This window comes from Pigmentiphaga soli (assembly GCF_039541095.1).
In the GTDB taxonomy this organism is placed as follows: domain Bacteria; phylum Pseudomonadota; class Gammaproteobacteria; order Burkholderiales; family Burkholderiaceae_B; genus Pigmentiphaga; species Pigmentiphaga soli.
The window spans coordinates 57,594-81,610 of the sequence record NZ_BAABFO010000003.1 but is presented as its reverse complement, the minus strand read 5'-3'; the positions used below and the strand labels follow the sequence as shown (position 1 = coordinate 81,610).

At 71.9% G+C, this 24,017-nt stretch carries 18 protein-coding genes; 16 read left to right on the top strand and 2 right to left on the bottom strand.

What is annotated here, in order from left to right:
* Positions 1-40: 40 nt before the first annotated feature.
* A complete protein-coding gene (locus ABD927_RS04150; RefSeq protein WP_345246625.1) occupies positions 41-772 on the top strand; it encodes an alpha/beta fold hydrolase in 732 nt (243 codons plus the stop codon).
* A gap of 86 nt (positions 773-858) precedes the next feature.
* Positions 859-2,253, top strand: coding sequence for a dethiobiotin synthase (gene bioD / locus ABD927_RS04145; RefSeq protein ID WP_345246923.1), 1,395 nt, complete (start codon positions 859-861; stop codon positions 2,251-2,253).
* 14 nt (positions 2,254-2,267) lie between these two features.
* Here the strand turns inward: bioD and ABD927_RS04140 are convergent, their stop codons facing one another.
* Positions 2,268-2,864 (bottom strand): hypothetical protein, encoded by a 597-nt coding sequence (locus ABD927_RS04140; RefSeq protein WP_345246623.1) that lies wholly within the window; start codon positions 2,862-2,864, stop codon positions 2,268-2,270.
* 226 nt (positions 2,865-3,090) lie between these two features.
* Between ABD927_RS04140 and ABD927_RS04135 the strand changes: the two genes are divergently transcribed.
* From ABD927_RS04135 to ABD927_RS04095, 9 genes are all read left to right on the top strand, one after another.
* Positions 3,091-4,368: an MFS transporter gene (locus ABD927_RS04135; protein ID WP_345246621.1), complete on the top strand. Its 1,278-nt coding sequence runs from the start codon at positions 3,091-3,093 to the stop codon at positions 4,366-4,368.
* A 12-nt stretch (positions 4,369-4,380) separates the two neighbouring features.
* Positions 4,381-5,007, top strand: a complete 627-nt coding sequence (locus ABD927_RS04130; RefSeq protein ID WP_345246619.1) for a TetR family transcriptional regulator — start codon at positions 4,381-4,383, stop codon at positions 5,005-5,007.
* A 31-nt stretch (positions 5,008-5,038) separates the two neighbouring features.
* Positions 5,039-6,679 carry a glycine betaine ABC transporter substrate-binding protein gene (locus ABD927_RS04125; protein WP_345246617.1) on the top strand — a complete coding sequence of 547 codons (1,641 nt, stop codon included), beginning with the start codon at positions 5,039-5,041 and terminating at the stop codon, positions 6,677-6,679.
* Between the two features lie 168 nt (positions 6,680-6,847).
* Entirely contained in the window at positions 6,848-8,104 is a 1,257-nt protein-coding gene (locus ABD927_RS04120; RefSeq protein ID WP_345246615.1) for a lytic murein transglycosylase, read from the top strand.
* Positions 8,105-8,221: 117 nt separating this feature from the next.
* Complete coding sequence (locus tag ABD927_RS04115) at positions 8,222-8,458, top strand: hypothetical protein (RefSeq protein ID WP_345246613.1); 237 nt, start codon at positions 8,222-8,224, stop codon at positions 8,456-8,458.
* Positions 8,459-8,505: 47 nt separating this feature from the next.
* Positions 8,506-10,914 carry a catalase gene (locus ABD927_RS04110; RefSeq protein ID WP_345246612.1) on the top strand — a complete coding sequence of 803 codons (2,409 nt, stop codon included), beginning with the start codon at positions 8,506-8,508 and terminating at the stop codon, positions 10,912-10,914.
* Between the two features lie 110 nt (positions 10,915-11,024).
* Positions 11,025-11,741 carry an ROK family protein gene (locus ABD927_RS04105; protein ID WP_345246611.1) on the top strand — a complete coding sequence of 239 codons (717 nt, stop codon included), beginning with the start codon at positions 11,025-11,027 and terminating at the stop codon, positions 11,739-11,741.
* A 145-nt stretch (positions 11,742-11,886) separates the two neighbouring features.
* Positions 11,887-12,495: a DNA-3-methyladenine glycosylase I gene (locus tag ABD927_RS04100; protein WP_345246609.1), complete on the top strand. Its 609-nt coding sequence runs from the start codon at positions 11,887-11,889 to the stop codon at positions 12,493-12,495.
* A gap of 219 nt (positions 12,496-12,714) precedes the next feature.
* Positions 12,715-14,466 (top strand): phosphoethanolamine transferase, encoded by a 1,752-nt coding sequence (locus ABD927_RS04095; protein WP_345246607.1) that lies wholly within the window; start codon positions 12,715-12,717, stop codon positions 14,464-14,466.
* 13 nt (positions 14,467-14,479) lie between these two features.
* Here the strand turns inward: ABD927_RS04095 and ABD927_RS04090 are convergent, their stop codons facing one another.
* A complete protein-coding gene (locus ABD927_RS04090; protein WP_345246605.1) occupies positions 14,480-15,484 on the bottom strand; it encodes a LysR family transcriptional regulator in 1,005 nt (334 codons plus the stop codon).
* A 110-nt stretch (positions 15,485-15,594) separates the two neighbouring features.
* On the opposite strand from ABD927_RS04090, the gene ABD927_RS04085 reads away from it, so the two are divergent.
* From ABD927_RS04085 to ABD927_RS04065, 5 genes are all read left to right on the top strand, one after another.
* Positions 15,595-16,812 (top strand): efflux RND transporter periplasmic adaptor subunit, encoded by a 1,218-nt coding sequence (locus ABD927_RS04085; RefSeq protein WP_345246603.1) that lies wholly within the window; start codon positions 15,595-15,597, stop codon positions 16,810-16,812.
* 23 nt (positions 16,813-16,835) lie between these two features.
* Positions 16,836-20,075, top strand: coding sequence for an efflux RND transporter permease subunit (locus ABD927_RS04080; RefSeq protein WP_345246601.1), 3,240 nt, complete (start codon positions 16,836-16,838; stop codon positions 20,073-20,075).
* Positions 20,076-20,114: 39 nt separating this feature from the next.
* Positions 20,115-21,599, top strand: coding sequence for an efflux transporter outer membrane subunit (locus tag ABD927_RS04075; RefSeq protein ID WP_345246599.1), 1,485 nt, complete (start codon positions 20,115-20,117; stop codon positions 21,597-21,599).
* Positions 21,600-21,798: 199 nt separating this feature from the next.
* On the top strand, positions 21,799-22,782 hold the full coding sequence (locus ABD927_RS04070) for a Bug family tripartite tricarboxylate transporter substrate binding protein (protein ID WP_345246597.1): 984 nt from the start codon (positions 21,799-21,801) through the stop codon (positions 22,780-22,782).
* A gap of 25 nt (positions 22,783-22,807) precedes the next feature.
* Positions 22,808-23,959 (top strand): enolase C-terminal domain-like protein, encoded by a 1,152-nt coding sequence (locus tag ABD927_RS04065; RefSeq protein WP_345246595.1) that lies wholly within the window; start codon positions 22,808-22,810, stop codon positions 23,957-23,959.
* Positions 23,960-24,017 lie beyond the last annotated feature (58 nt).

Below are 24,017 nucleotides of genomic sequence, written 5' to 3'. Positions count from 1 at the left end.
CGGCCGCCCGGCCGGGTGATCACCCCCACGGAGGCGCGCGATGACGCCGATGCCCCGCGCCGGAGTCCTGGCTTCGGCCGTGCCCGAGGCCGCGTCGGGCACCGCGCCGTCGCGGCCCACGCTGCTGTTCGAACATGGCTGGGCCTTCGACGGTTCGCTGTGGGACGCCCTGCGGCCGCACCTGGCCGACTGGCCGCAGGTGGTGGCCGATGCCGGCTACTTCGGCGCGCCCGGACCGGCGCGGCCCGGCGGCCCGATCGTGGCCATCGGGCATTCGCATGGTTTTTTGCGGCTGGTGCAGGAAGGCGCGCCGGACTGGGCCGGCTGGGTCGCGATCAACGGCTTCAGCCGCTTCACCGGCGCCGACGATTTCCCCGCCGGCGTCGCGCCCCGCGTGCTGCAACGCATGCTGGCGCGGTTCGACGTCGACCCGGCCACGGTGGTGGACGATTTCCGCCTGCGCTGCGGCAGTCCGCCCGCGGGCCGGCCGCTGGATACCGACCGGCTGGGCGCCGGCCTGCGCGTGCTGGCCGGCGGCGCCGGCCGCGCCGCGCTGGCCCGCGGCCGCGTGCCGGGGCTGGCGCTGGCCGGCGAGGCCGACCCCATCGTGCCGCCCGCCTTGACGCGGGCCTCGTTCGGCGGCCTGCAGGGCACCCGCATCGAATGGCGGGCGGGCGGCAAGCACGTGCTGCCGGTGACGGCGCCCGACTGGTGCGCCGGCCACATCCGCCGCTACCTCGAAGGGCTGGCGGGGCCGGGGAGGGCGGCGTGAACGGGCCCGGACGGAACGCGGTCGGCCTGCAGGACGCCCCGCAGCCACGGGGCGGCCCGGCCGGCGGCGCGCAGCGCAACGCGCGGGTGGGCCGGCGTTTCGGCCGCGCCGCGCGCGACTACGACGCGCACGCCGAGGTGCAGCGCGCCGCGGCCGAGCGGCTGGCGCAGGCCATCGCCGGCCTGCCGCTGCCGGCGCGGCCGCGCATCCTGGAGGTCGGCTGCGGCACCGGCCTGCTGACGCAGGCGCTGGCGCGCCGCATCGGCGCGGCCGACTGGACGATCACCGACATTTCCCCCGGCATGCTGGCGGCGGCCCGCGGCGGCCCGCCGCTGCCGGGCACCGCGCGCTTCATGCAGCTGGACGGCGAACATCCCTGCGCTTTGGCCGGGGAACGCTTCGATCTGGTCTGCTCCAGCCTCGCGGCGCAGTGGTTCGGCGACCTGGACGCGGGCCTGGCGCGCCTGGGCGGCCTGCTGCGGCCGGGCGGGCACCTGGCGGTGTCCACCCTGGCGGCCGGCACGTTCGGGGAATGGCGCCGGGCGCACGAGGCGCTCGGCCTGGCCGCGGCCACGCCGCATTATCCCGCCGCCGCGCGCATCGGCCGCGCGCTGCCGCGCATGACGGGCCGCGTGCAGGCCTACGACCTCGTGCAGGCGCACGCCGATGGCCTGGCCTTCCTGCGCGGGCTCAGGGCGATCGGCGCCACCGTGCCGGCCGCCGGCGCGCGTCCGCTGGGCGTGGCCGAGCTGCGGCGCGTGCTGGCCCGCTTCGAGGCCGCGGGCGCGACGGCGACCTATCGCATCGCGCAAGGCCTCTGGCGGCGCGCGGCGCACACGCCGCGCGGCGTATTCGTGACCGGCACCGACACCGGCATCGGCAAGACGCTGACCTCGGCCGTCCTGGTGCGCGCCTGGCAGGCCGATTACTGGAAGCCGCTGCAGACCGGCATCGCCGACGAGCCCGGCGACAGCGACACGGTGACGCGGCTGGCGGGGCTCGCGCCCGGCCGGCTGCATGCGCCGGCATCGGTGCTGCGGGCGCCGCTGTCGCCGTGGGCCGCGGCCCGGGAAGAGGGGGCGGCGATCGACGCGGCGGCCATCGAGGCACCCGCCACGGCGGCGCCGCTGGTGGTGGAAGGGGCCGGCGGGCTGTTCGTGCCGATCGACGACGACACCATGATGATCGACCTGATCTGCCGCCTGGACCTGCCGGTGGTGCTGGTGGCGCGCAGTACGCTGGGCACCATCAACCATACGCTGCTGAGCCTGGAGGCGCTGCGCCGCCGCGGCGCGCCGGTGGCCGGCGTGGTGCTGAGCGGGCCGCGTTCGCCGGGCAACCGCGAGGCCATCGAACGCTTCGGCGGGGTGCGCGTGCTGGCCGAGATTCCGGCGCTCGAACGCGTGGACGGGCAGGTGGTCGCCGAACTGGCGACGGCGATGCCGGACCTGGCCGCCTGCCTGGCCGCCGCCGGACGCTGAACCCGGCCGCGCGCCTACATCGGCGGGACGACGCCGCCTTTTTCCACGGTGATGCGGGTGGCGACGTAGCGGTCGCCCTTCTGGTCGGCATTGACCACCGCCTTGCGGCCCACTTTCACGTCGGCGCGGGTGGCCGGCACGAAGGTCAGGATGCGCGCCTCGGGCGGCACGACGATTTCCTGCGTGCCGCCCTTGTACGAGAGCTTCAGGTTGCGGCCGTCGCGGGCGCCGACCACGGCGTCGACGTTGGCGTTGGTCATCGTGCTGTCGGGACCCATGTTCCAGCCGCGGTGGCCTTCGCCGGTGCCGCGCGCCGATTCGGGAAAGATCACCACCTGCACGGCGCGCTGCACGCCGTCGGGGCCGATCTTGGCGCCCACGCCCACGAAGCTGCCCGGCTTGACGTCGGCCAGCGTCATGTTCTTGAACGCCTGCACCGGCACGCTCGCCGGCGCGTCGATCGCGACCGTCTCGCCGCTGGCGTGGCGGATCGTCAGCGAGGTGGGCGTGGCGGCGATGACGTCGCCGCCGATGCGGGCGCTCTGGGCCAGCGCCGGCGCGGCGGCGGCGAAAGCGGCGGCGACCGCCAGGGTCTTCAAGTATCCGTTCATGATTTGTCCCGGGATGCACTGCTTCGGCGCGATATGTGGCGTTTGTAGCGCGTTGCCGCTGAAGCCCGCCTGAAATCGCGGGGCTCCGCGTGCAGGGCGATGTTCCGCCGTTTGCGGTGGCGGATCAAGCAGGCGACGGGCGCGTCGAATTGAATTATGATGGCCATCATTTATTTTCCGGCCGCGCGGTCCGCGCGCCGTGCACCCGACACCCTGCCGCCACGATATGTTCGCCCAAACCCTGTCGCTCTGGCTCGACCGCCGCGGCATCCACTTCGCCTGGATCGTCGCCGCCATTACCTTCCTGACCATGCTGACCACCGCGGCCGCGCTGGGCACGCCCAGCGCGCTGCTGCCGTCGCTGGTGGCCGAATTCGGCTGGAATACCGAGCAGGTGTCGTCGGCGCTGGCGCTGCGTTTCGCGCTGTTCGGGCTGATGGCGCCGTTTTCCGCGCTGCTGATCGACCGCTTCGGCCTGCGGGCCGTGGTCTGCAGCGCGCTGCTGATGATCGGCGCCGGCATGGGGCTGGTCACCGGCGTTACCGCCATCTGGCAACTGTTCGCGTTGTGGGGCGTGGTGCTGGGCATCGGTTCGGGCATGACGGCGCAAGTGCTGGGCGCGCTGGTATCGAACCGCTGGTTCACCCAGCGCCGCGGGCTGGTGATCGGGATCCTCACCGCCAGTTCGGCCACCGGCCAGTTGCTGTTCCTGCCGGCCGCAGCCTGGCTGTCGGACCACTATGGCTGGCGAGCGGCGGTGCTGCCGCTGTGCACTACCTGCCTGGTGGTGGCCGGGCTCGTCCTGTGCTTCATGCGCGACCGGCCGGCCAGCGTCGGCCTGGCGCCGTACGGCGAGCCGCCGGGGACCGCAGCGGCGGCCGCGCCGGCGCGGCCGATGCGCTGGACGGCGCCGTTCACGGTGCTGGCCGAGGCCGCGCGCAACCGGGTGTTCTGGGTGCTGGCCGCCACCTTCTTCATCTGCGGGCTGAGCACCAGCGGCCTGATCCAGACGCATTTCATTTCGCTGTGCGGCGACTACGGGCTGTCGGCGGTGCCGGCGGCCTCGGTGCTGGCCATGATGGGGGCCTTCGATTTCGTCGGCACCATCATGTCGGGCTGGCTGTCCGACCGCTACGACAGCCGCAAGCTGCTGTTCTGGTACTACGGGTTGCGCGGGCTGTCGCTGTTCTGGCTGCCGCATTCGGAATTCACGTTGACCGGGCTGTCGCTGTTCGCGATGTTCTACGGGCTGGACTGGATCGCCACGGTGCCGCCCACGGTCAGGCTGGCCACGGCGGAATTCGGCCGCGAGCGGGCGCCGATGGTGTTCGGCTGGATCTTCGCGGCGCACCAGCTGGGCAGCGCGGCGGCCGCCTACGGCGCCGGCGCCGTGCGCACCGCGCTGCTGACCTACAACCCGGCCCTGTACGCCGCCGGACTGGCCTGCCTGCTGGCCGCCGCCATCGTGTTCGTCATCCGCCGGCGGCCGGCGCTGGCGGCCTGACGAGGAGACGCCATGGCCCGCGTATCGCGCGACCAGACCGCGAAGAACCATGAACGGATCGAACAGGCGTCGGCCCGGCTGCTGCGCGAGCGCGGCCTCGACGTCAGCGTGGCCGACGTGATGGCCGATGCCGGCCTGACGCATGGCGGCTTCTACGGGCATTTCGCGTCGAAGGACGAACTGGCCGCCGCGGCCTGCGCCCGCGCCTTCGGCGAGGCGGCCGAGCGCTGGCGCGAGCGGACGGCCGGGCGGCGCACCCGGCGCAGCCGCTGGCTGGCGGTGATCGAGAGCTATCTGTCGGCCCCGCACCGGGATCATCCCGGCGCGGGCTGCGCCGCCACGGCCCTGGCGGCCGACGTGGCGCGCCAGCCGCCCGGCAAGCCGGTGCGCGCCGCCTACGTGGCGGGCTGCAAGCAACTGGCGGCCATGCTGGCCGACCTGTCGCCGGCCGCCACGCCGGCGGGCCGCGCCCGCCAGGGCTGGGCCCAGCTGGCGATGCTGGTGGGCGCGGTGTCGCTGTCGCGGGCGATGGATGGCGATCCCGATGCCGACCAAGTGCTGCGCGCGGCGCGGGATTACCTGGCGGATGCCGATGCGTCGGCCGCGGCAGGCGCGGACAACGACGGCGCCTCGACTTGACCGGCCGGGCCACAGGCCCGATGCTGCGGACATGCCTGACCATCGCCCCGCCTGCCGGATGCGGAACCGCGGACCGCGCGCCTCGCGCGGCGCCGGCCGCCGGGCCGCGTTCGTCCGGTCCTGCGCCGGCACCGGGTTCGCCGCCGCGCTGGCTGCCTGGCTGCTGGCCGCGGCATGGGGCGGCGCGGCATGGGCGGGCGCCGAAAGCGCGAACGGGGAAGGCGTGCAGGCGGCGGGCGCGGCCGCTTCGGCGCGAACGCTGACGATCGGCTCCAAGCGCTTCACCGAGTCCTACATCCTGGCGCAGGTCTTCGCCCAGGCCGCCGCGCCGGCGCTGCGCGGACCGCCAGCCGTCAAGGCCGGGCTGGGCAACACGGCCGTGGTCTACCAGGCGCTGCAGGCCGGCGCCATCGATCTCTATCCCGAATATGCCGGCACCATCGCCCGCGAAATCCTCAAGACCGAGGATACCGATCCGGACGCGCTGCGGGCCGGCCTGGCGCCGCTCGGCCTGGGCGCCGCGATCCCGCTCGGATTCAGCAACGGCTACGCGCTGGCGATGCGCGATGCCGACGCGCGCCGGGCCGGCATCGCCACGCTGAGCGACCTGGCCGCCCACCGCGAGCTGCGCTTCGGGCTGTCCAACGAATTCATCGGCCGCGCCGACGGCTGGCCGGGCCTGGCGCGGCGCTACCGGCTGCCGCAGACGCCGGCCGGGCTGGACCACGGGCTCGCCTACCAGGCGCTGGCGCAGGGGCGGGTCGACGTGATCGACATCTATTCGACCGATCCCAAGATCCGCGAACTCGGCCTGCGGGTGCTGCGCGACGACCAAGGCTATTTCCCGCGCTACGACGCGCTGGTGCTGTACCGGCTCGACGTGCCGCGCCGCTTTCCGGCGGCGTGGCAGGCCCTGTCCCGGCTCCAGGGCCGGATCGACGAGCAGGCGATGATCGCGATGAACACGCGGGCCGAGCTCGACGGCGTGGGGTTCGAGCGCATCGCCCGGGATTTCCTGGCCGCGGGAGAAACGGCGGCTCGCGCGCCGGCCCGGCAGCGTACCGGCGTATGGGACAAGCTGTGGGGCGACGACCTGGCCCGGCTGGCGGCGCAGCACGTGCTGCTGGTGGCGGCGGCGGTGGCGCTGGCCGCCGCGGTGGCCGTGCCGCTGGGCGTGCTGGCGCCGCCGCGCGCGCCGGCGCGGCTGCTGGCGGCGGCCGGGCTGCTGCAGACGGTGCCCTCGCTGGCGCTGCTGGCCGTGCTGATCTGGCTGCTGGGGCGCATCGGCACGCTGCCGGCGCTGGCCGCGCTCACGCTCTACGCCTTGCTGCCCATCATGCGCAACACCTGCGTCGGCATGGCCGGCATTGCCGCCGGCCAGCGCCAGGCCGCGATGGCGCTGGGGCTGCGCCCGATGCAGCGGATCGGGCTGGTGGAGCTGCCGCAGGCGCTGCCTTCCATCGTGGCCGGCCTGCGCACCGCGACCTCGATCTCGATCGGCACCGCCACCATTGCCGCCTTCATCGGCGCCGGGGGCTTCGGCGAACGGATCGTCACCGGCCTGGCGCTCAACGACGCGGGGCTGCTGCTGGCCGGCGCGCTGCCGGCGGCGGCGCTGGCGCTGCTGTGCGAATTGCTGTTCGAACTGGCCGAACGCCGGCTGCGGCGTTGAGCCGCCGGCCCGGCCGCGCGCGCCGGCGTTGGCTACCCCGGGCGGCCGGCGCCGGCGGCTTGCGTGCGGACGGGGCCGGTCCCTGCGCTTGCAAACCGTTGCTTCCACGCCCGCGGACGGCCTCGGCGCTGCGTTACGATGCGGGCTTCGATCGACTTCCGGACCGCCATGCCAGGTTATCTCCGCATCCGTTCCCGTTTCCTTTCCGCAGCCGCCGCCGGCCTGTTGCTGTCCGCCGCCGGCGTCGCCCACGCGCAGCAGGGTCCCGCCCTCGACACAGCCGCCTGCCTGGCGCGCCTGCGCACCGGCGCCCCGGCCAACGGCGTGGCCGTCGCGGATTTCGACCGCCTGACCCAGGACGCCTCGCTGCTGCCCGCCACGGCCGCCGCCGCCCGCGTCCAGCCCGAAACCAAGGAAACCTGGTGGGACTACCTGGCCAAGACGGTGGACGACGAACGGGTGGCCGACGGCCGCGCGATCGTGGAACGCGAACGCGAGCCGCTGGCCGCCATCGCCGACCGCTACCAGGTCGACGGCCAGGCGCTGGTGGCGATCTTCGGCATCGAAACCAACTATGGCCGGCAGCTCGGCAAGACCCGCGTGCTCGACGCCTGGCTGACGCGCGCCTGCACCGAAAGCAATCCGCTGTGGGCGCGCAACGCCTACGCGGCGCTGCGCCTGCTGCGCGACGGCGTGGTCGACCCGGCCTGGTTCGTCGGCTCGTGGAGCGGCGCCTTCGGCATGACGCAGTTCATCCCGACCTCGTTCTTCGAACTGGCCGCCGACGGCGACGGCGACGGCCGCATCGACCTGTACGGTTCGCTGCCTGACGCGCTGGCCTCCACCGCCAGCCATCTGCGCAAGCGCCGCGCGCAATGGACGCGCGGCCTGCCGGCGGTGATCGAGGTGCGCCTGCCGGCGGCGCTGGCGGCGACGCTGCCGCCGCAGCCCGACGCCGAATACGCCGGCGCCGACCGCCGCCCGCTGGCCGACTGGACGGCGCGCGGCGTGACCCGGGCCGACGGCGGCCCGCTGGCCGCGTCGGCCGATCCGGCCGCCACCGCCTACCTGTTCGCGCCGACCGGCGGCCGCGGGCCGGTATTCCTGGCCACCGGCAATTTCGACGCCATCCTGCACTACAACCAGTCGCGCAAATACGCGCTGGCGGTGGGGCTGCTGGCCGCGCGCATCCAGGGCGCGCCGCCCCTGGCCACGCCGTGGCCGACCGACGATCCGGGCCTGAGCCGTCGCGAGATCCGCGAGCTGCAGGCCCTGCTGGCCGCGCGCGGCCACGACGTCGGCGAACCCGACGGCATCCCCGGCAGCCGCACGCGCGACGCCATCCGCGCCGAACAGGAACGGCTGGGGTTCGAGCCCGACGGCCGGCCCGGCCAGCGCATCCTGGGCGCACTGCGCGGCGGCTGACGGGCGCGCGGAAGCCGCCGCCGGCGCGGCGGGAACGCGGCTTGCTCGACCGTGGGGCTTGCGAGGAACAGGCTGCTGCCGATGAATGCTTATTTCGACCTATTGCAATGGCCAGCGATGGCCGCTTCCCTGGCCGCGGCATGGCTGGTGGCATCCAGCCGCAAATCCCGGCGCAATGTCGGGTTCTGGGTCTTCCTGCTCAGCAACGTGTTGTGGATCGCATGGGGGCTGCACGACCGTGCCTATGCCCTGATCGCGTTGCAGGCGGGGCTGGCGGCGCTGAACGTGCGCGGCGTCTACAAGACCGAACCCGAGGCCGGCGAACCGGTGGCCGGCGCCGGCCGCAATGCCTGAGGCGGCTTTCCTCGCGAGTCCGTCCATCGTTTCCGAGGAGAGTCGATATGGCAACTGCCAGGAAGACCGGGTCCGCATCCGCGCCCCGCAAGCAGGCGGCCGCCAAGGCCGCCGCCCGCAATACCGTGAGCCGCCCCGCCAAAGCGCAGCCGGCCGCGGATCCGCAAGCCGCCCAGGCCGCGGCGCTGCAGCAGATGTCGGCCGGCATGCCCCACAACCCCAACAAGCCGCTCGAACACGGCCATGACAACGCGGTGCAGCCGCCGCAGGGCGCCACCGTGGCGCCGTCCGACCCGTCGGTCACGGCCAGCACGCTGAGCGAGAGCAACGCCTCGCCGAAGGCGGGCACCGCCGCGGCGCCCGGCCACAACCCCGCCAACGACGGGCTCGACCGGGTGCGGGTGGATTCCGGCGGCCAGGCGCTGACCACCAACCAGGGCGTGCAGGTCGGCGACAACCAGAACTCCCTGAAGGCCGGCCTGCGCGGCCCGACGCTGATGGAGGATTTCATCCTCCGTGAAAAAATTACCCATTTCGACCACGAACGCATCCCGGAACGCATCGTGCACGCGCGCGGCTCGGGCGCGCACGGCTATTTCGAGAACTACGCGCCGCTGACGAAGTACACGCGCGCCGCGCCGTTCCGGGAGGCAGGCAAGATCACGCCGGTGTTCGTGCGCTTTTCGACCGTGGTGGGCGAACGCGGCTCCACCGACCTGGCGCGCGACGTGCGCGGCTTTGCGGTGAAGTTCTACACCGACGAGGGCAACTGGGACCTGGTCGGCAACAACATCCCGGTGTTCTTCATCCAGGACGCGATGAAATTCCCGGACCTGGTCCACGCGGTCAAGCCCGAGCCGCACCACGCCATGCCGCAGGCGGCGTCGGCGCACGACACGTTCTGGGATTTCGCCTCGCTGATGCCCGAGATCACCCACATGCTGATGTGGGTCATGTCCGACCGCGCCATCCCGCGCAGCTACCGGATGATGCAGGGCTTCGGCGTGCATACCTTCCGGCTGGTCAACGAGGCCGGCGAGTCGGTATTCTGCAAGTTCCACTGGAACCCGCTGCAAGGCACGCACTCGCTGGTGTGGGACGAGGCCGTCAAGGTCTCCGGCGCCGATCCGGATTTCCACCGGCGCGACCTGTGGGAGGCGATCGAGGCCGGGGCCTACCCGGAATGGGAGCTGGGCCTGCAGATCTTCACCGAGGAAGAGGCCGAGCGCTTCAGCTTCGACGTGCTGGACCCGACCAAGATCGTGCCCGAGGAACTGGTGCCGGTCACGCCGGTGGGCCGCCTGGTGCTGAACCGCAACCCGGACAATTTCTTCGCCGAGACCGAGCAGGTGGCCTTCTGCGCCGCCCACGTGGTCCCGGGGATCGACTTTTCCAACGATCCGTTGCTGGCCGGGCGCATCCATTCCTACGTCGACACGCAGATCAGCCGGCTGGGCGGCCCGAACTTCCACGAGATACCCATCAACGCCCCGGTGGCCCAGGTCCACAACAACCAGCGCGACGGCATGCACCGCCAGGCCATCGCCCGCGGGCGGGTGGCCTACGAGCCCAATTCGCTGGCCGGCGGCTGTCCGTTCCAGGCCGGCGCCAAGGGCTTCGTGTCGTTCCCGCAGCCGGTGGCGGAAGACAAGGTGCGCGGCAAGCCGGAAAAATTCGCCGACCACTACACCCAGGCCCGGCTGTTCTACGACAGCCAGACCGAGCATGAGAGAAACCACATCGTGGCCGCCTTCCGTTTCGAGCTCAGCAAGGTGACGGTGCCCGCCGTGCGCGAGCGCATGGTGGCCGGGCTGGCCAATGTGTCGGACGAGCTGGCCGCGCGCGTGGCGGCCGGCCTCGGCATGCAGGTGCCGCCGCCGCTGCCGCGCGCGCTGGAGCGTCCGGCCAAGCCGGAAGTGACCGTCTCGCCGCCGCTGTCGCTGACCGCGCGGCCCGGCGACGGCAACATCCGCACCCGCAAGATCGCGCTGCTGGCGGCGCCCGGCCTCGACGGCGAATCGCTGTCGCGCCTGCAGGCGGCGCTGGTGGAGGCCGGCGCGGTGCCGCGGCTGGTGGCCGCGCACGTGGGGCCGGTGCCGACCGCCGCCGGCGACAGCTTGGACGCCGACGCGTCGCTGGAGAACACGCCGGCCGTGCTGTTCGACGCGCTGGTGCTGCCCGACGGCGAGGCCGCGATCGACGACCTGGCCGGCCAGGGCAGGGCGCTGGAGTTCGTGCGCGATACCTACCGCCATTGCAAGACCATCCTGGCGCTCGGCGCCGGCCATGCGCTGCTGGACGACGCCGCCATTCCGTCCGAACTGCCGGACGGCAGCGCCGATCCGGGCCTGGTGTTCGGCCAGCCGGGCGAACTGGACGCCGCGCTGGCCGCCTTCGTCAAGGCCGTGGCGCGCCACCGCCATCCCGAGCGCGATCGCGATCCGCCGCTGGTGTAGCGCCGGCGGCGCGGCCGCTTTCCCCGCCGGCGTCGCAGGCCCGGCGGCTCCGCGGCCGCCGCCGGGCTTGGTATGCTCCGGTATGTGTCATTCCGGCAAGGAGACGTTTCTTGACCCCAGGTATCTTGGCGTTCGACATCGGCGGCAGCGGCCTGAAAGCCGCCGTGATCGACGACGACGGCCAACTGCTCGGCGAGCACCTGCGGCTGCCCACGCCGCATCCGTGCCCGCCCGGGCTGCTGGTCGACACGCTGGTCGGCATGGCGGCGTCGCTGCCCGCGTTCGACCGCATCGCGATCGGTTTTCCCGGCATGATCCGCCACGGGCGGGTGCTGACGGCCGTCAACCTCAGCAAGGACGACGAATGGCGCGGGCTCGAACTCGGCCGCGTGCTGTCCGACCGCCTGGGCGGGCGCCCGGCGCGGCTGGTCAACGACGCCGACATGCAGGGCATGGCGCTGGTGACGGGCGAAGGCCTGGAATTCGTGTTCACCTTCGGTACCGGGGTCGGCACCTCGCTGTTCCGCGACGGCGAACTGATGCCCCATATGGAGCTGGGCCACCACCCGCTGCACAAGGACGCCACCTACGAAGAATGCCTGGGCGAGGCCGCGCGCGTGGCAGCCGGCAACCACCACTGGAACCGCCACCTGCGGCGCGCGCTGGCGATGGTCGAGGTGCTGCTGCGGCCCGACCGCATCCACATCGGCGGCGGCAACGCGCGGCACGTGGAAGGCGAACTGCCGCCCGGCGTGGTGATCGGCTCCAACGAGGCCGGCCTGCTGGGCGGCGCGGTGCTGTGGCGCGGCGCGCCGCCGAAGGGGTGAGAGGTGACCCCACCCCCTACGCGCTTTGCGCGCCCCCTCAAGGGGGCGATGCGGGCGGACCGGCGAAGCCGGATCCGCCGCATCTTGGGCGGGGCGGCGCGGTTTCGTACGCCGCGGAAGGCGCGTAGCGCCATGGAGCACTGACATGGCTGCCGATCCAGATCCGGCGGGCGCTTCCGGCCGTTGCGCGTGGGCGGGGCAGACGCCGCTCTACCTCGACTACCACGACCGCGAATGGGGCATGCCGGTCGGCGACGACGTCGCGCTGTTCGAGCGCATCAGCCTGGAAGGCTTCCAGTCGGGGCTGAGCTGGCTGACCATCCTGCGCAAGCGCGAAGCCTTCCGCGCCGCATTTGCCGGCTTCGACTTCCGCCGCGTGGCCACCTTCGGCGAGGCCGACGTGCAGCGCCTGCTGCAGGATGCCGGCATCGTGCGCCACCGCGGCAAGATCGAGGCGGTGATCAACAACGCCGGACGGGCGGTGGAACTGTGCGAGGAGGCCGGCTCGCTGGCCGCCTTCGTCTGGCGCTACGAAGAAGACCCGCAGGCCCCGCGCCCCGCCGGGCCGCGCGCGGAATCGCCGCAGTCGCGCGCGCTGTCGAAGGCGCTCAAGCAGCGCGGCTGGAAATTCGTCGGGCCCACCACGATGTACGCGCTGATGCAGGCCGTCGGCATGGTCAACGACCACGCGCCCGGCTGCCCCGCCCATGCCACGTCCGAAGCCGCGCGGCGCGCGTTCAGGCGCCCGGCCTGAAATATCGATCTGGTCATCCAGAAGATGCGTGAAATCGGGGCCGACATCGAGCCAGGCGAGTAAGGCGCCCCCAAGCGGCGTCCGGTCAGCCGCCGATGGCGCTGGCGCCAAGGGTATCGCTTGCTGCCCGGTTTCACGAAAATTCGACAATGTTTTGACATTTCTTCGACCCCGCCCCCGCTACCTTGCCCTGCGTCGTGACAGGCAGGGAGCGGCGCGGTGTCCGCAATCTTTGGCAGTGGCAGTTTTCCTGGCGCGGGCCGGCGCGCCGGTTCGAGCGCGCCGGAGCAGGGCCGGGCGGCGGTAGGAAGCACCCGGCTGGCGATGCTGGCGGCGCTGGCGCTGGTGGCGTTCTACAACGTGCCCGCATGGCGGGCGCTGGCGCGGCTGGTGCCGCTGGCGGGGCTGGGCGACGCGGCCTTCTACGTCTCCTTCGGCGTGCTGATGTGGGCAGCCTTCGCGCTGTTGCTGACGGCGGTGTCGTTCCGCTGGATCTTCAAGCCGGTGCTGATGCTGATCGCGATCGCGTCGGCGCTGGCGGCGTATTTCATGACCGACTACGGCGTGTCGATCGATTCGGTCATGATCCAGAACATGGCGGAGACCAACCTCGCCGAGGCGTCCGCCTTGTTCAGCCCCGCGATGCTGGGCTATCTGCTGGTGCTGGGGCTGCTGCCCACGGCGCTGGTCTGGCGGCTGCCGGTGGCCTATGCGCGCGGCTGGAAGGGGCTGGCCGGCCGGGCGGGCACGGTGCTGGCCTGTGCGATGGCGGGAATACTGATGCTGGCCGCCTTCTACGGCGTGTACAGCCCGCTGCTGCGGCAGAACCGCGCCCTGACCAACTTCATCAACCCCACCAGCTACCTCCACGCGCTGGACAAATACGCGCATCAGCGCTGGGGCGTCAAGGAAACGCTGGCGGTGGCTCCGATCGGGCTCGATGCCCGCCCGGGTCCGGCCTGGGCCCGGCAGCCGCGCAAATCGCTGGTGGTGTTCGTGGTGGGCGAGACGGCGCGCGCCGACCATTTCGGCCTCAACGGCTATGCGCGCGACACGACGCCCGAACTGCGCCGGCTGGGCGTGCTGAACTTCGGCCGCGTCAGTTCCTGCGGTACCTCGACCGCGGTATCGGTGCCGTGCATGTTCTCGGGTTTCCCGCGCGCCGACTACAGCGACCGCAAGGCAAAGACCCACGAAGGCCTGCTCGACGTGCTGCAGCGGGCCGGCGTGGAGGTGTTCTGGCGCGACAACAACAGCGACTGCAAGGGCGCCTGCCTGCGCGTGCCGCACGACACCGTGGACGCCCGCCGCAACGATGCGCGCTGCGACGGCGAAACCTGCTACGACGAGGTCATGCTGGACGGCCTGCAGCAGTACATCGACGCGAAGCAGGACAACGTCTTCATCGTGCTGCACAGCATCGGCAGCCACGGGCCGGCCTACTATCGCCGCTATCCGGCCGCGTTCCAGAAATTCTCGCCGGTGTGCCGCAGCAACCAGTTCAGCCAGTGCACGCACGAAGAACTGATCAACGCCTACGACAACACGATCGCCTATACCGACCATTTCCTGGCGCAAGTCGTGGCCCTCCTGCAGCGCAACGCGGCGCAGCGCGACACGGCCATGGTGTACGTATCCGACCACGGCGAATCGCTGGGCGAGAACGGCCTCTACCTGCATGCCGCGCCGTATGCGATCGCTCCAGAGGCCCAGACCCACGTGCCGATGGTGATGTGGCTGTCGCCCGAGGCGCAGCGCGACTGGGGCATCGACCGCCGCTGCCTGGCCGCCCGCGGCGATGCGCCGTTCAGCCACGACAACGTGTTCCACACCTTTCTCGGCCTGTTCGACGTACAGACCGCGCTCTACCGGCCGGCGCTCGACATGGCCGCCCCGTGCCGGGACCTGCCGGAAGGGCCGGCGTCCGCCGTGGCGCCGTCGGCAGCGCCGCCGGCGCCCAGGAAATCCTAGGCTCGCTCCAGGGCTAGAACAGGCTTTCGGCGATGTTGTGCTGCTCGATCACCGAGCGCACCGTGTGCGGCTCCGGCTGGCAGGCAAAGCGGCATTCCTGGCTGGCTTCCCGGCAGCCGCTGCCTTCGCAGCTGGCGAACAGCTCGGCCACCCAGTCCACGAACACGCGCACCTTGGGCGCCAGGTGCCGGTTCTGCAGGTAGACCACGGAAATCGGCATCGGCGAAGAGGTCCACTGCGGCAGCACCTCGACCAGCGCGCCCGACGCCAGGTGCTGCTGCACCATGTACAGCGGCGCCTGGATCAGCCCGAAGCCTTGCAAGCCGCAGGCCACATAGGCATCGGCATCGTTGACGGCCACGCTGCCCTTGACCTTGACCGCCCGGGATTCGCCGTCGACGATCAGTTCCCAGTCGATGGTGCGGCCGGTGCGGCTGGAAAAATAATGCACCGCATGGTGGTCCTGCAGGTCTTCCAATGTTTGCGGCAGGCCATGGCGCTCGATGTAGGGCGGGGCGGCGCAGGTGATGCTCTGGAAGGTGCCGATGCGCCGCGCCACCATGGTCGAATCCTGCAGCTCGCCGACCCGGATCGCGCAATCGACCGCCTCCTGCACCAGGTCGACCGGGCGGTCGGTCATGCCGATGACCAGTTCGATGTCGGGGTAGCGGCCGTAGAACTCGCACAGGTGCGGGATCAGCAATATGCGGCCGATCGAGGGCGGGACGTCGACCCGCAGCCGCCCGCGCGGGCCGCGCGCCACGTCGCGGAACGAGGCCTCGGCGTCTTCCAGGTCCGCCAGGATGCGCATGCAGCGCTCGTAATAGGCCGCGCCGTCGGGCGTCAGGCTGATGCGGCGGGTGGTGCGGTTGAGCAACCGCACCTGCAGCCGCTTCTCCAGGTTCTGGATGGTGGTGGTGACCGTGGCGCGCGGCAGGCCGAGATTGTCGGCGGCCAGCGTGAAACTGTTGGCCTCCACCACCCGGGTGAAGACCTGCATGGCTTGCACGATGTCCATGGCGATTGTTCCAGATGAACGAATAGTGTTGCCGAATTATAGGGATTTATCCAGCTGGACGAAACATCCAGAATTCGCTTCCTGTTCCCCCATCCGCCCGAGGCAGTCCCATGCAAGCCCCACGTCATCGTTTCGTCCTGTCCGCCGCGCTGGCCGCGGCGCTCCTGGCCGGCGGCGGTTTCGCCGCCCGCCATTTCACCGCCGGCGCGGCCGAATCCGAGCCGCCGCAGGCGGCCGCTCCGGCTGCCGTGCCGGTCGACGTGGCCGAGGTCGTCAGCCGCCAGGTGGTCGACTGGCAAAGCTACTCCGGCCGGCTCGAAGCCGTCGACCGGGTCGAGATCCGGCCGCTGGTGTCCGGCACGCTCACGGCGGTCCATTTCCGCGACGGCAGCCTGGTGCGCAAGGGCGACGTGCTGTTCACGATCGACCCGCGCCCCTATGCCGCCGAAGTCGAGCGCATGGAGGCCCAGGTGGCCGCGGCCGGCGCGCGCGATGCCTACGCGGCCTCCGACCTGGCCCGCGCGCAGCGCCTGCTGGCCGACAACGCCATCGCCCGCCGCGACGTCGACGAAAAGCAGAACGCCGCGCGCGAAGCCGCGGCCAACCTGCTGGCCGCGCGCGCCGCGCTCACCCAGGCGCGCCTGAACCTGGAATACACCCGCGTCACGGCGCCCGTGTCGGGCCGCATCTCGCGCGCGATGGTGACGGTCGGCAACGTGGTGGCGGCCGGCGCCGGCTCGGTGCCGCTGACCACGCTGGTGTCGGTGGCCAAGATGTACGCCTCGTTCGACGTCGACGAGCAAAGCTTCCTGAAATACATCCAGCGGGAGCAGGCCGCCCAGGGCCGGGTGCCGGTCTACCTGGGCCTGGCCAACGAAGAAGGCTATCCGCGCCGCGGCGCCATCAGCTCGGTCGACAACCGGCTCGATACCTCGTCGGGCACGATCCGCGTGCGGGCCGTGTTCGACAACGCCGACGCCATGCTGGTGCCGGGCCTGTACGCCCGCATCCGCCTGGGCGGCGGCACGCCGCGCGATGCCGTGCTGATCGACGAACGCGCGGTCGGCACCGACCAGGACAAGCGCTACGTGCTGGTGGTGGGCGCCGACGGCCGCACGGCCTACAGGCGGGTCAGGCTGGGCGCCAGCCAGGACGGCCTGCTGGTGGTCGAAGAGGGGCTGAAGGCCGGCGAGCGCATCGTCGTCAACGGGCTGCAGCGCGTGCGGCCGGGCGACACGGTGGCGCCGAAGGCGGTGCCGATGGCCGGCAGCGAGCCGGCGGGCGGCGCCGGGCAGGGCAAGCCGGCCGCTGGCGCCTTGCAGGTCTGAAGCGCGGGGCAACGGAAACGACCATGAATATCTCCCGATTTTTCATCGATCGTCCGATCTTCGCCGGCGTGCTGTCGGTGCTGATCCTGCTGGGCGGCGCGCTGGCGCTGTTCCAGCTGCCGATCTCCGAGTATCCCGAAGTGGTGCCGCCGTCGGTGGTGGTGCGGGCGCAGTATCCCGGCGCCAACCCCAAGGTGATCGCCGAAACCGTCGCCTCGCCGCTGGAGGAATCCATCAACGGCGTGGAAGACATGCTTTACATGCAGTCGCAGGCCAATAGCGACGGCAACCTCGCGATTACGGTCAATTTCCAGCTCGGCGTGGACCCGGACAAGGCCCAGCAGCTGGTGCAGAACCGCGTCGCGCAGGCGCTGCCGCGGCTGCCGGAAGACGTGCAGCGGCTGGGCGTGACCACCGCCAAGAGCTCGCCCACGCTGACGCTGGTGGCCCACCTGATCTCGCCCGACGACCGCTACGACATGACCTATCTGCGCAACTACGCGCTGATCAACGTCAAGGACCGCCTGGCGCGCATCCCCGGCGTGGGCGAGGTCCAGCTGTGGGGCGGCGGCAACTACTCGATGCGGGTCTGGCTCGATCCGCAGAAGGTGGCCCAGCGCGGCCTGACCGCCAGCGACGTGGTGGCGGCGATCCGCGAGCAGAACGTGCAGGTCGCGGCCGGCGTGCTCGGCGCCTCGCCCAGCGGGCCGGACGTGCCGCTGCAGTTGTCGGTCAACGCGCGCGGCCGCCTGCAGACGGAGGCCGAGTTCGGCGACATCATCCTGAAGGCCGGCCCCGACGGCGCCATCACGCGGCTGGCCGACGTCGCCCGCATCGAGCTGGCGGCCTCGGAATACGGCCTGCGCTCGCTGCTCGACAACAAGCCCGCGGTGGCGCTGGCCATCATGCAGGCGCCGGGCGCCAATGCGCTGGCGGTGTCGGATCAGGTGAGGGCGGCGATGGCCGACATGGCCAAGGACTTCCCGCCGTCGGTGGAGTACCGCATCGTCTACGACCCGACGCAATTCGTGCGTTCCAGCATCGAGGCGGTGGTGCACACGCTGCTGGAGGCGATCGCGCTGGTGGTGCTGGTGGTGATCGTGTTCCTGCAGACCTGGCGCGCCTCGCTGATCCCGCTGCTGGCGGTGCCGGTGTCCATCATCGGCACCTTCGCCCTGATGCTGGGCTTCGGCTACTCGATCAACGCGCTGTCGCTGTTCGGCATGGTGCTGGCGATCGGCATCGTGGTGGACGACGCCATCGTGGTGGTCGAGAACGTCGAGCGCAACATCGAGGCCGGGCTGTCGCCGCGCGAGGCCACCTACCGCGCGATGCAGGAAGTCAGCGGCCCCATCATCGCCATCGCGCTGACCCTGGTGGCGGTGTTCGTGCCGCTGGCCTTCATGACCGGCCTGACCGGCCAGTTCTACAAGCAGTTCGCGATGACCATCGCGATCTCGACGGTGATCTCGGCCTTCAATTCGCTGACGCTGTCGCCGGCGCTGGCCGCGCTGCTGCTCAAGCCGCACGACGCGCCCAAGGACTGGCTGACCAGGCTGATGGACCGCGTCTTCGGCGGCTTCTTCCGTGCCTTCGACCGCATGTTCCGGCGCGGTTCGGAGCGCTATGCGAGCGGAGTCAAGACCGTGGTGGGCCGCAAGGCCTCGGTCATGGCCGTGTACGCGGTACTGCTGGCGGCCACGGTGGGCATTGCCTCCATCGTGCCCGGCGGCTTCGTGCCGGCGCAGGACAAGCAATACCTGATCAGCTTCGCCCAGCTGCCCAACGGCGCCTCGCTCGACCGCACCGAAGGGGTGATCCGCCGCATGACCGACGTCGCGCTGTCGCAGCCCGGCGTGGAAAGCGCGGTGGCCTTCCCGGGGCTGTCGATCAACGGCTTCACCAACAGCTCCAGCGCCGGCATCGTGTTCGTCACGCTCAAGCCGTTCGACCAACGCCGCAGCGCGGCGCTGTCGGCCGACGGCATCACGGCAGCGCTGAACCAGAAGTACGCGGCGATCCAGGACGCCTTCATCGCGGTGTTCCCGCCGCCGCCAGTCATGGGACTGGGCACGATGGGCGGCTTCAAGCTGCAGATCGAAGACCGCGGCGCGCTCGGCTACGCCGCGCTGGACGCCGCCGCGCAGGCCTTCGTGGCGGCCGCGGCCAAGGCGCCGGAACTGGGGCCGACCTTCTCCAGCTACCAGATCAACGTGCCGCAGGTCGACGTCGACCTCGACCGCGTCAAGGCCAAGCAGCTGGGCGTGCCGGTGACCGACGTGTTCGACACCATGCAGATCTACCTGGGCTCGCTGTACGTGAACGACTTCAACCGCTTCGGCCGGGTCTACCAGGTGCGGGCGCAGGCCGACGCGCCGTTCCGCGCGCGCGCCGAAGACATCCTCGGCCTGAAGACCCGCAACCGCGACGGCGAGATGGTGCCGCTGTCGTCGCTGGTGCAGGTCAGGCCCACCTACGGGCCGGAGATGGTGGTGCGCTACAACGGCTACACGGCGGCCGACATCAACGGCGGCCCGGCGCCGGGCTATTCCTCGGACCAGGCCCAGGCCGCGGCCGAGCGGATCGCCGCCCAGACGCTGCCGCGCGGCATCCGCTTCGAATGGACGGACCTGACCTACCAGAAGATCCTGGCCGGCAACGCGGGCATCTGGGTGTTTCCCATCAGCGTGCTGCTGGTGTTCCTGGTGCTGGCCGCGCTGTACGAAAGCCTGACGCTGCCGCTGGCGGTGATCCTGATCGTGCCGATGAGCATCCTGGCTGCGCTGGCCGGCGTCTGGCTCACCGGCAACGACAACAACATCTTCACCCAGATCGGGCTGATGGTGCTGGTGGGGCTGGCCTGCAAGAACGCCATCCTGATCGTCGAATTCGCCCGCGAACTGGAGTCCCAGGGCCGCTCGCCGGTGCAGGCCGCGGTCGAGGCCTGCCGTCTGCGGCTGAGGCCGATCCTGATGACCTCGATCGCCTTCATCATGGGCGTGGTGCCGCTGGTCACGGCCACCGGCGCCGGCGCCGAGATGCGCCACGCGATGGGCGTGGCGGTGTTCTTCGGGATGCTGGGGGTGACGCTGTTCGGGCTGTTCCTGACGCCGGTGTTCTACGTGCTGCTGCGCCTGGTGGCCAGCCGCGAGGCCCGGCACGGCAAGCCGCCGCACGACGCGCCGGCTTCCGTCGAGACGCCCGCCGTACCCGGGCCGCTGCCGGCGCACGGCCTGCAGGCCGCCGGCGGCGCGCCCCATTGAGCCGCGCCGCCGATTCGAATGCTGCTTTGGAACCCCGACATGAACTGGATTCGCAACCCTTTCCCGCCGGCCGTCCTGGCGCTGATATTGGCCGGCTGCTCGGTGGCGCCGGTGTACGAACGGCCGCAGGCTGACGTCCCCGCCGCCTTCAAGGAGGCCAAGGGCGATGCGGCCGCCGCCGGCAACGCCGACTGGAAGCCCGCCGAGCCGGCCGACGGCATCGCGCGCGGTCCGTGGTGGCATGTTTTTGGCGATGCCACGCTCGACGGCCTGGAAGAGCGGGCGATGGCCGCCAACCAGGACCTGCAGGCCGCCGCCGCCCGCCTGGCGCAATCGCGCGCCCTGCAGCAGGACGCGCGCGCAGGCCTGTTTCCGCGCGTGGACGCCGGCGTCGGGCCGACCCGCCAGCGGCCGTCGCCGGCCTCGCAAGGGCGGCCCGACGACGGCCCCTCGCAGGCCTCCACGCTGTGGCGCGCCCAGCTGAGCGTGTCCTACGAGGCCGATCTGTTCGGCCGCGTGGCCTCGTCGGTGAACGCGGCCGAGGCCGACGCCGAACGCAGCGAGGCGCTGTTCGAATCGGTGCGCCTGGCGCTGCAGGGCGACGTGGCGCAGGCCTATTTCCTGGTGCGCGAGCTGGACGCGGTCCAGGCGCTGTACCGCCGCACCGTGGCGCTGCGCGAGCAGGCGCTGAAACTGGCCCAGCGGCGCTTCGAGGAAGGCGACATCGCCGAGCTGGATGTGGCGCGCGCCCGCGCCGAACTGGCCACGGCCCGTTCCGAATCGCTCGGCACCGCGCGCGCCCGCGCCAGCGCCGAACATGCGCTGGCCATCCTGCTGGGCGCCGCGCCAGCCGATTTCACGCTGGCCGAGATGCCGCTGGTGCGCAGCGCGCCGCCGGTGCCGGCGCTGCTGCCGTCGGCGCTGCTGGAGCGCCGGCCCGACATCGCCGCGGCCGAGCGTGCGATGGCGGCCGCCAACGCGCGCATCGGCATGGCGCGCGCCGCTTTCTTTCCGCGGCTCGACATCACGGCGGGCCTGGGCACCGAGGCCTCGCAGTTCGACAACCTGGCGCGCTGGTCCAGCCGCACCTTCCTGTTCGGCCCGCTGGTGGGCACCATGCTGACGCTGCCCATCTTCGACGGCGGCCGCCGCGACGCCGCGCTCGACCTGGCGCGCGCCCGCTACGAAGAAGACGTGGCCGCCTACCGGCAGACCGTGCTGACCGCCTTCCGCGAGGTGGAAGACAACCTGGCCAACCTGCGCATCCTCGCGCAGCAAGCGGCCGCGCAGGACGAGGCCGTTGCCGCCTCGCTGCGCGCCTCGCAGCTGTCGCAGACGCAGTACCGCGAAGGCTCGGTCAGCTACCTGGAGGTGATCGACGCCGACCGCAACGTGCTGCAGCAGCAGCGCGCGGCGATGCAGATGGACGGCGAGCGCGCCCGCTCCACCGTGGCGCTGATCCGCGCGCTGGGCGGCGGCTGGCAGGCGCCGGAGCCGGTGGCGAGCGCAAGCCCGCGCCGCTGACGCCCGGCACGCAAAGGGGGCGAGGGCGGCCCCTTTTGCCGATGAACGGACGGCGCCGAGCGGAAACCGCATGAGCTCATGCGGTTTTCTTCGTACCCTTGCGCTGCCTGCTTCCAGTATCTTGCCGGGCTCCGCGCCACAGGCCGCAACCGGCTGGCTTCGGCGCGCAGCCCCCTGCGTTTTCTGCGAAGCATCCGCCGTGAATCCCTTCTTCAAGCTCTGCGCCGCCGCGGCGCTCTCGATGCCCTGGCTGGCACACGCCCAGGACGGCGCCGCCTGGCCCACCCACGCCATCACCATCCTGGTTCCGAGCGCGCCCGGCGACGGCGCCGACCAGATCGCGCGCGTGCTGGCCGAGAAATTGCGCGGCTCGATGGGCGAGACCTTCGTGGTCGACAACAAACCCGGCGCCGGCGGGATCATCGGCAGCGTGAACGCCGCGCGGGCCAAGCCGGACGGCTACACCTTCATCCTAGGCAACGCCGGCTCGCACGGCATCAACGCCGCCACCTATCCCGACCTGCCGTACGATCCGGTGGCCGATTTCGTGCCGGTCTCGCTGGTGTACGAGGCGCCCAACATCTTCGTGGCCAGCAAGAAGCTGCCGGTGCATTCGCTGCAGGAACTGATCGCCTACGCCAGGCAGCACCCCGGCCAGCTCAACTACGGCTCCGGCGGCCCCAGCAGCTCGGCGCACATGAGCACCGCCTACCTCGGCATGCTGACCGGCATCGAGGCCGTGCACGTGCCGTACCGCGGCGCCGCCCAGGGGCTGGCCGGGCTGACCGCCGGCCAGGTCGATTTCATGGCCGTCAACCTGCCGCCGGCCGCCGCGCTGGTCAAGTCCGGGCAGATCACGCCGCTGGCGATGACCACGCGCAAGCGCTCGCCCGTCTTCCCCGGCGTTCCCACGGTGGAAGAAACCGGCATCAAGGGCTACGAGACGGTGGCCTGGTTCGGCCTGTTCGCGCCGCGCGGCACGCCGGACGCCATCGTGCGCAAGCTGTCGGCGCAGGTGGCCCAGGCCTGCCGCGACCGGGCGGTGCAGGAGAAACTGCAAGCGCTGGGCGGCGAGGTGGTGTGCGGCAGCCCGGAAGACTTCGCCGCCTACCAGAAGCGCGAGATCGCGAACTGGCGCGAGGTGGCCAAGTTCGCCCACATCCAGATGTCGGCCACGCATTGACGCCGCGCCGCCCGGCCTGCCTTGCATGACGATACGCATCGATTACTGCCGGCTCGACGCCGTGCGCGTCAGTCCCAAGACCGTATGGCTGTTCCTGACGCTGGCCGCCGCCGACGGCGTGCGCGGCATCGGCGAAGCGTCCCTGAACCAGCACGAAGACGAGGTGCGGGCCGCCGCCGAACGCCTGGCGCCCGCGCTGCTCGGCCTGGACGCCGGCCAGCCCGCCGGCCTGGCCGCCCGCCTGCCCTATGCCTCGCTGCCCGAGGCCGCTTTCGTGTCGGCCGCCAGCCAGGCGTTGTGGGACGCAGCCGCCCGCCGCCGCGGCATCGCGGTGGCCGAGGCGCTGGGCGGGGCCCGGCGCCGGCGCATCCCGCTCTACGCCAACATCAACCGCAAGACCGAGGACCGCAGCCCGCAAGGCTTCGCGGCCACCGCGCGGCTGGCGCTGGCGCGCGGCTACGACGCCTTCAAGATCGCGCCGTTCGATGAAGTGCGGCCCGGCCAGGACGCCGCGGCGGTGCGGCGCGGCATCGGGCTCGGCCTGCCGCGCGCGGCGGCGGTGCGCGGCGCGGTGGGCGGCGGCGCGCGGCTGATGGTCGATTGCCATTGGCGCTTCGACGAACGCGGCGCCCGGGAGCTGGTGGCCGCCGCGGCCGGATCGGGGCTCGGCCTGTACTGGATCGAATGCCCGACGCCGGAAACGGCCGACCATTACCCGGCCCTGCGCGGCCTGCGCGCCCAGGCCAACGCGGCCGGCATCCGGCTGGCCGGCGCCGAGCACATGAGCGGGCTGGCAGGCTTCGCGCCGCTGCTGGCGGCCGGCGTCTACGACGCGATGATGCCGGACGTGAAATACGCCGGCGGCCTGGACGAAATGCTGGCCATCGCCGGCGCGTTCAAGGCGGCCGGCGTGGATTTCTCGCCGCACAATCCCACCGGCCCGGTATGCCATGCCGCCAGCCTGCAGATCGCCGCGGCCGCTTCGGCCTTCGACTGCCTGGAACTGCAGTTCGACGAAACGCCGCGGTTCGACGAACTGGTGGGCCACGGCCTGCCGCAGGTGGACAATGGAGCCGTGCAATTGCCCGATGGGCAGGCCGGCCTGGGCGTCGGGCTGGCGCAGGAAGCGATGGGCCCCGGCACGCTGTTGTTCGAAACGGGGCCAGCGCGGGGCTGAACGTCTCCCGGGCTTGCGCGAAGCGCCGCGGCCCGCAGGCGCGGTTTCGCGGCTCGCG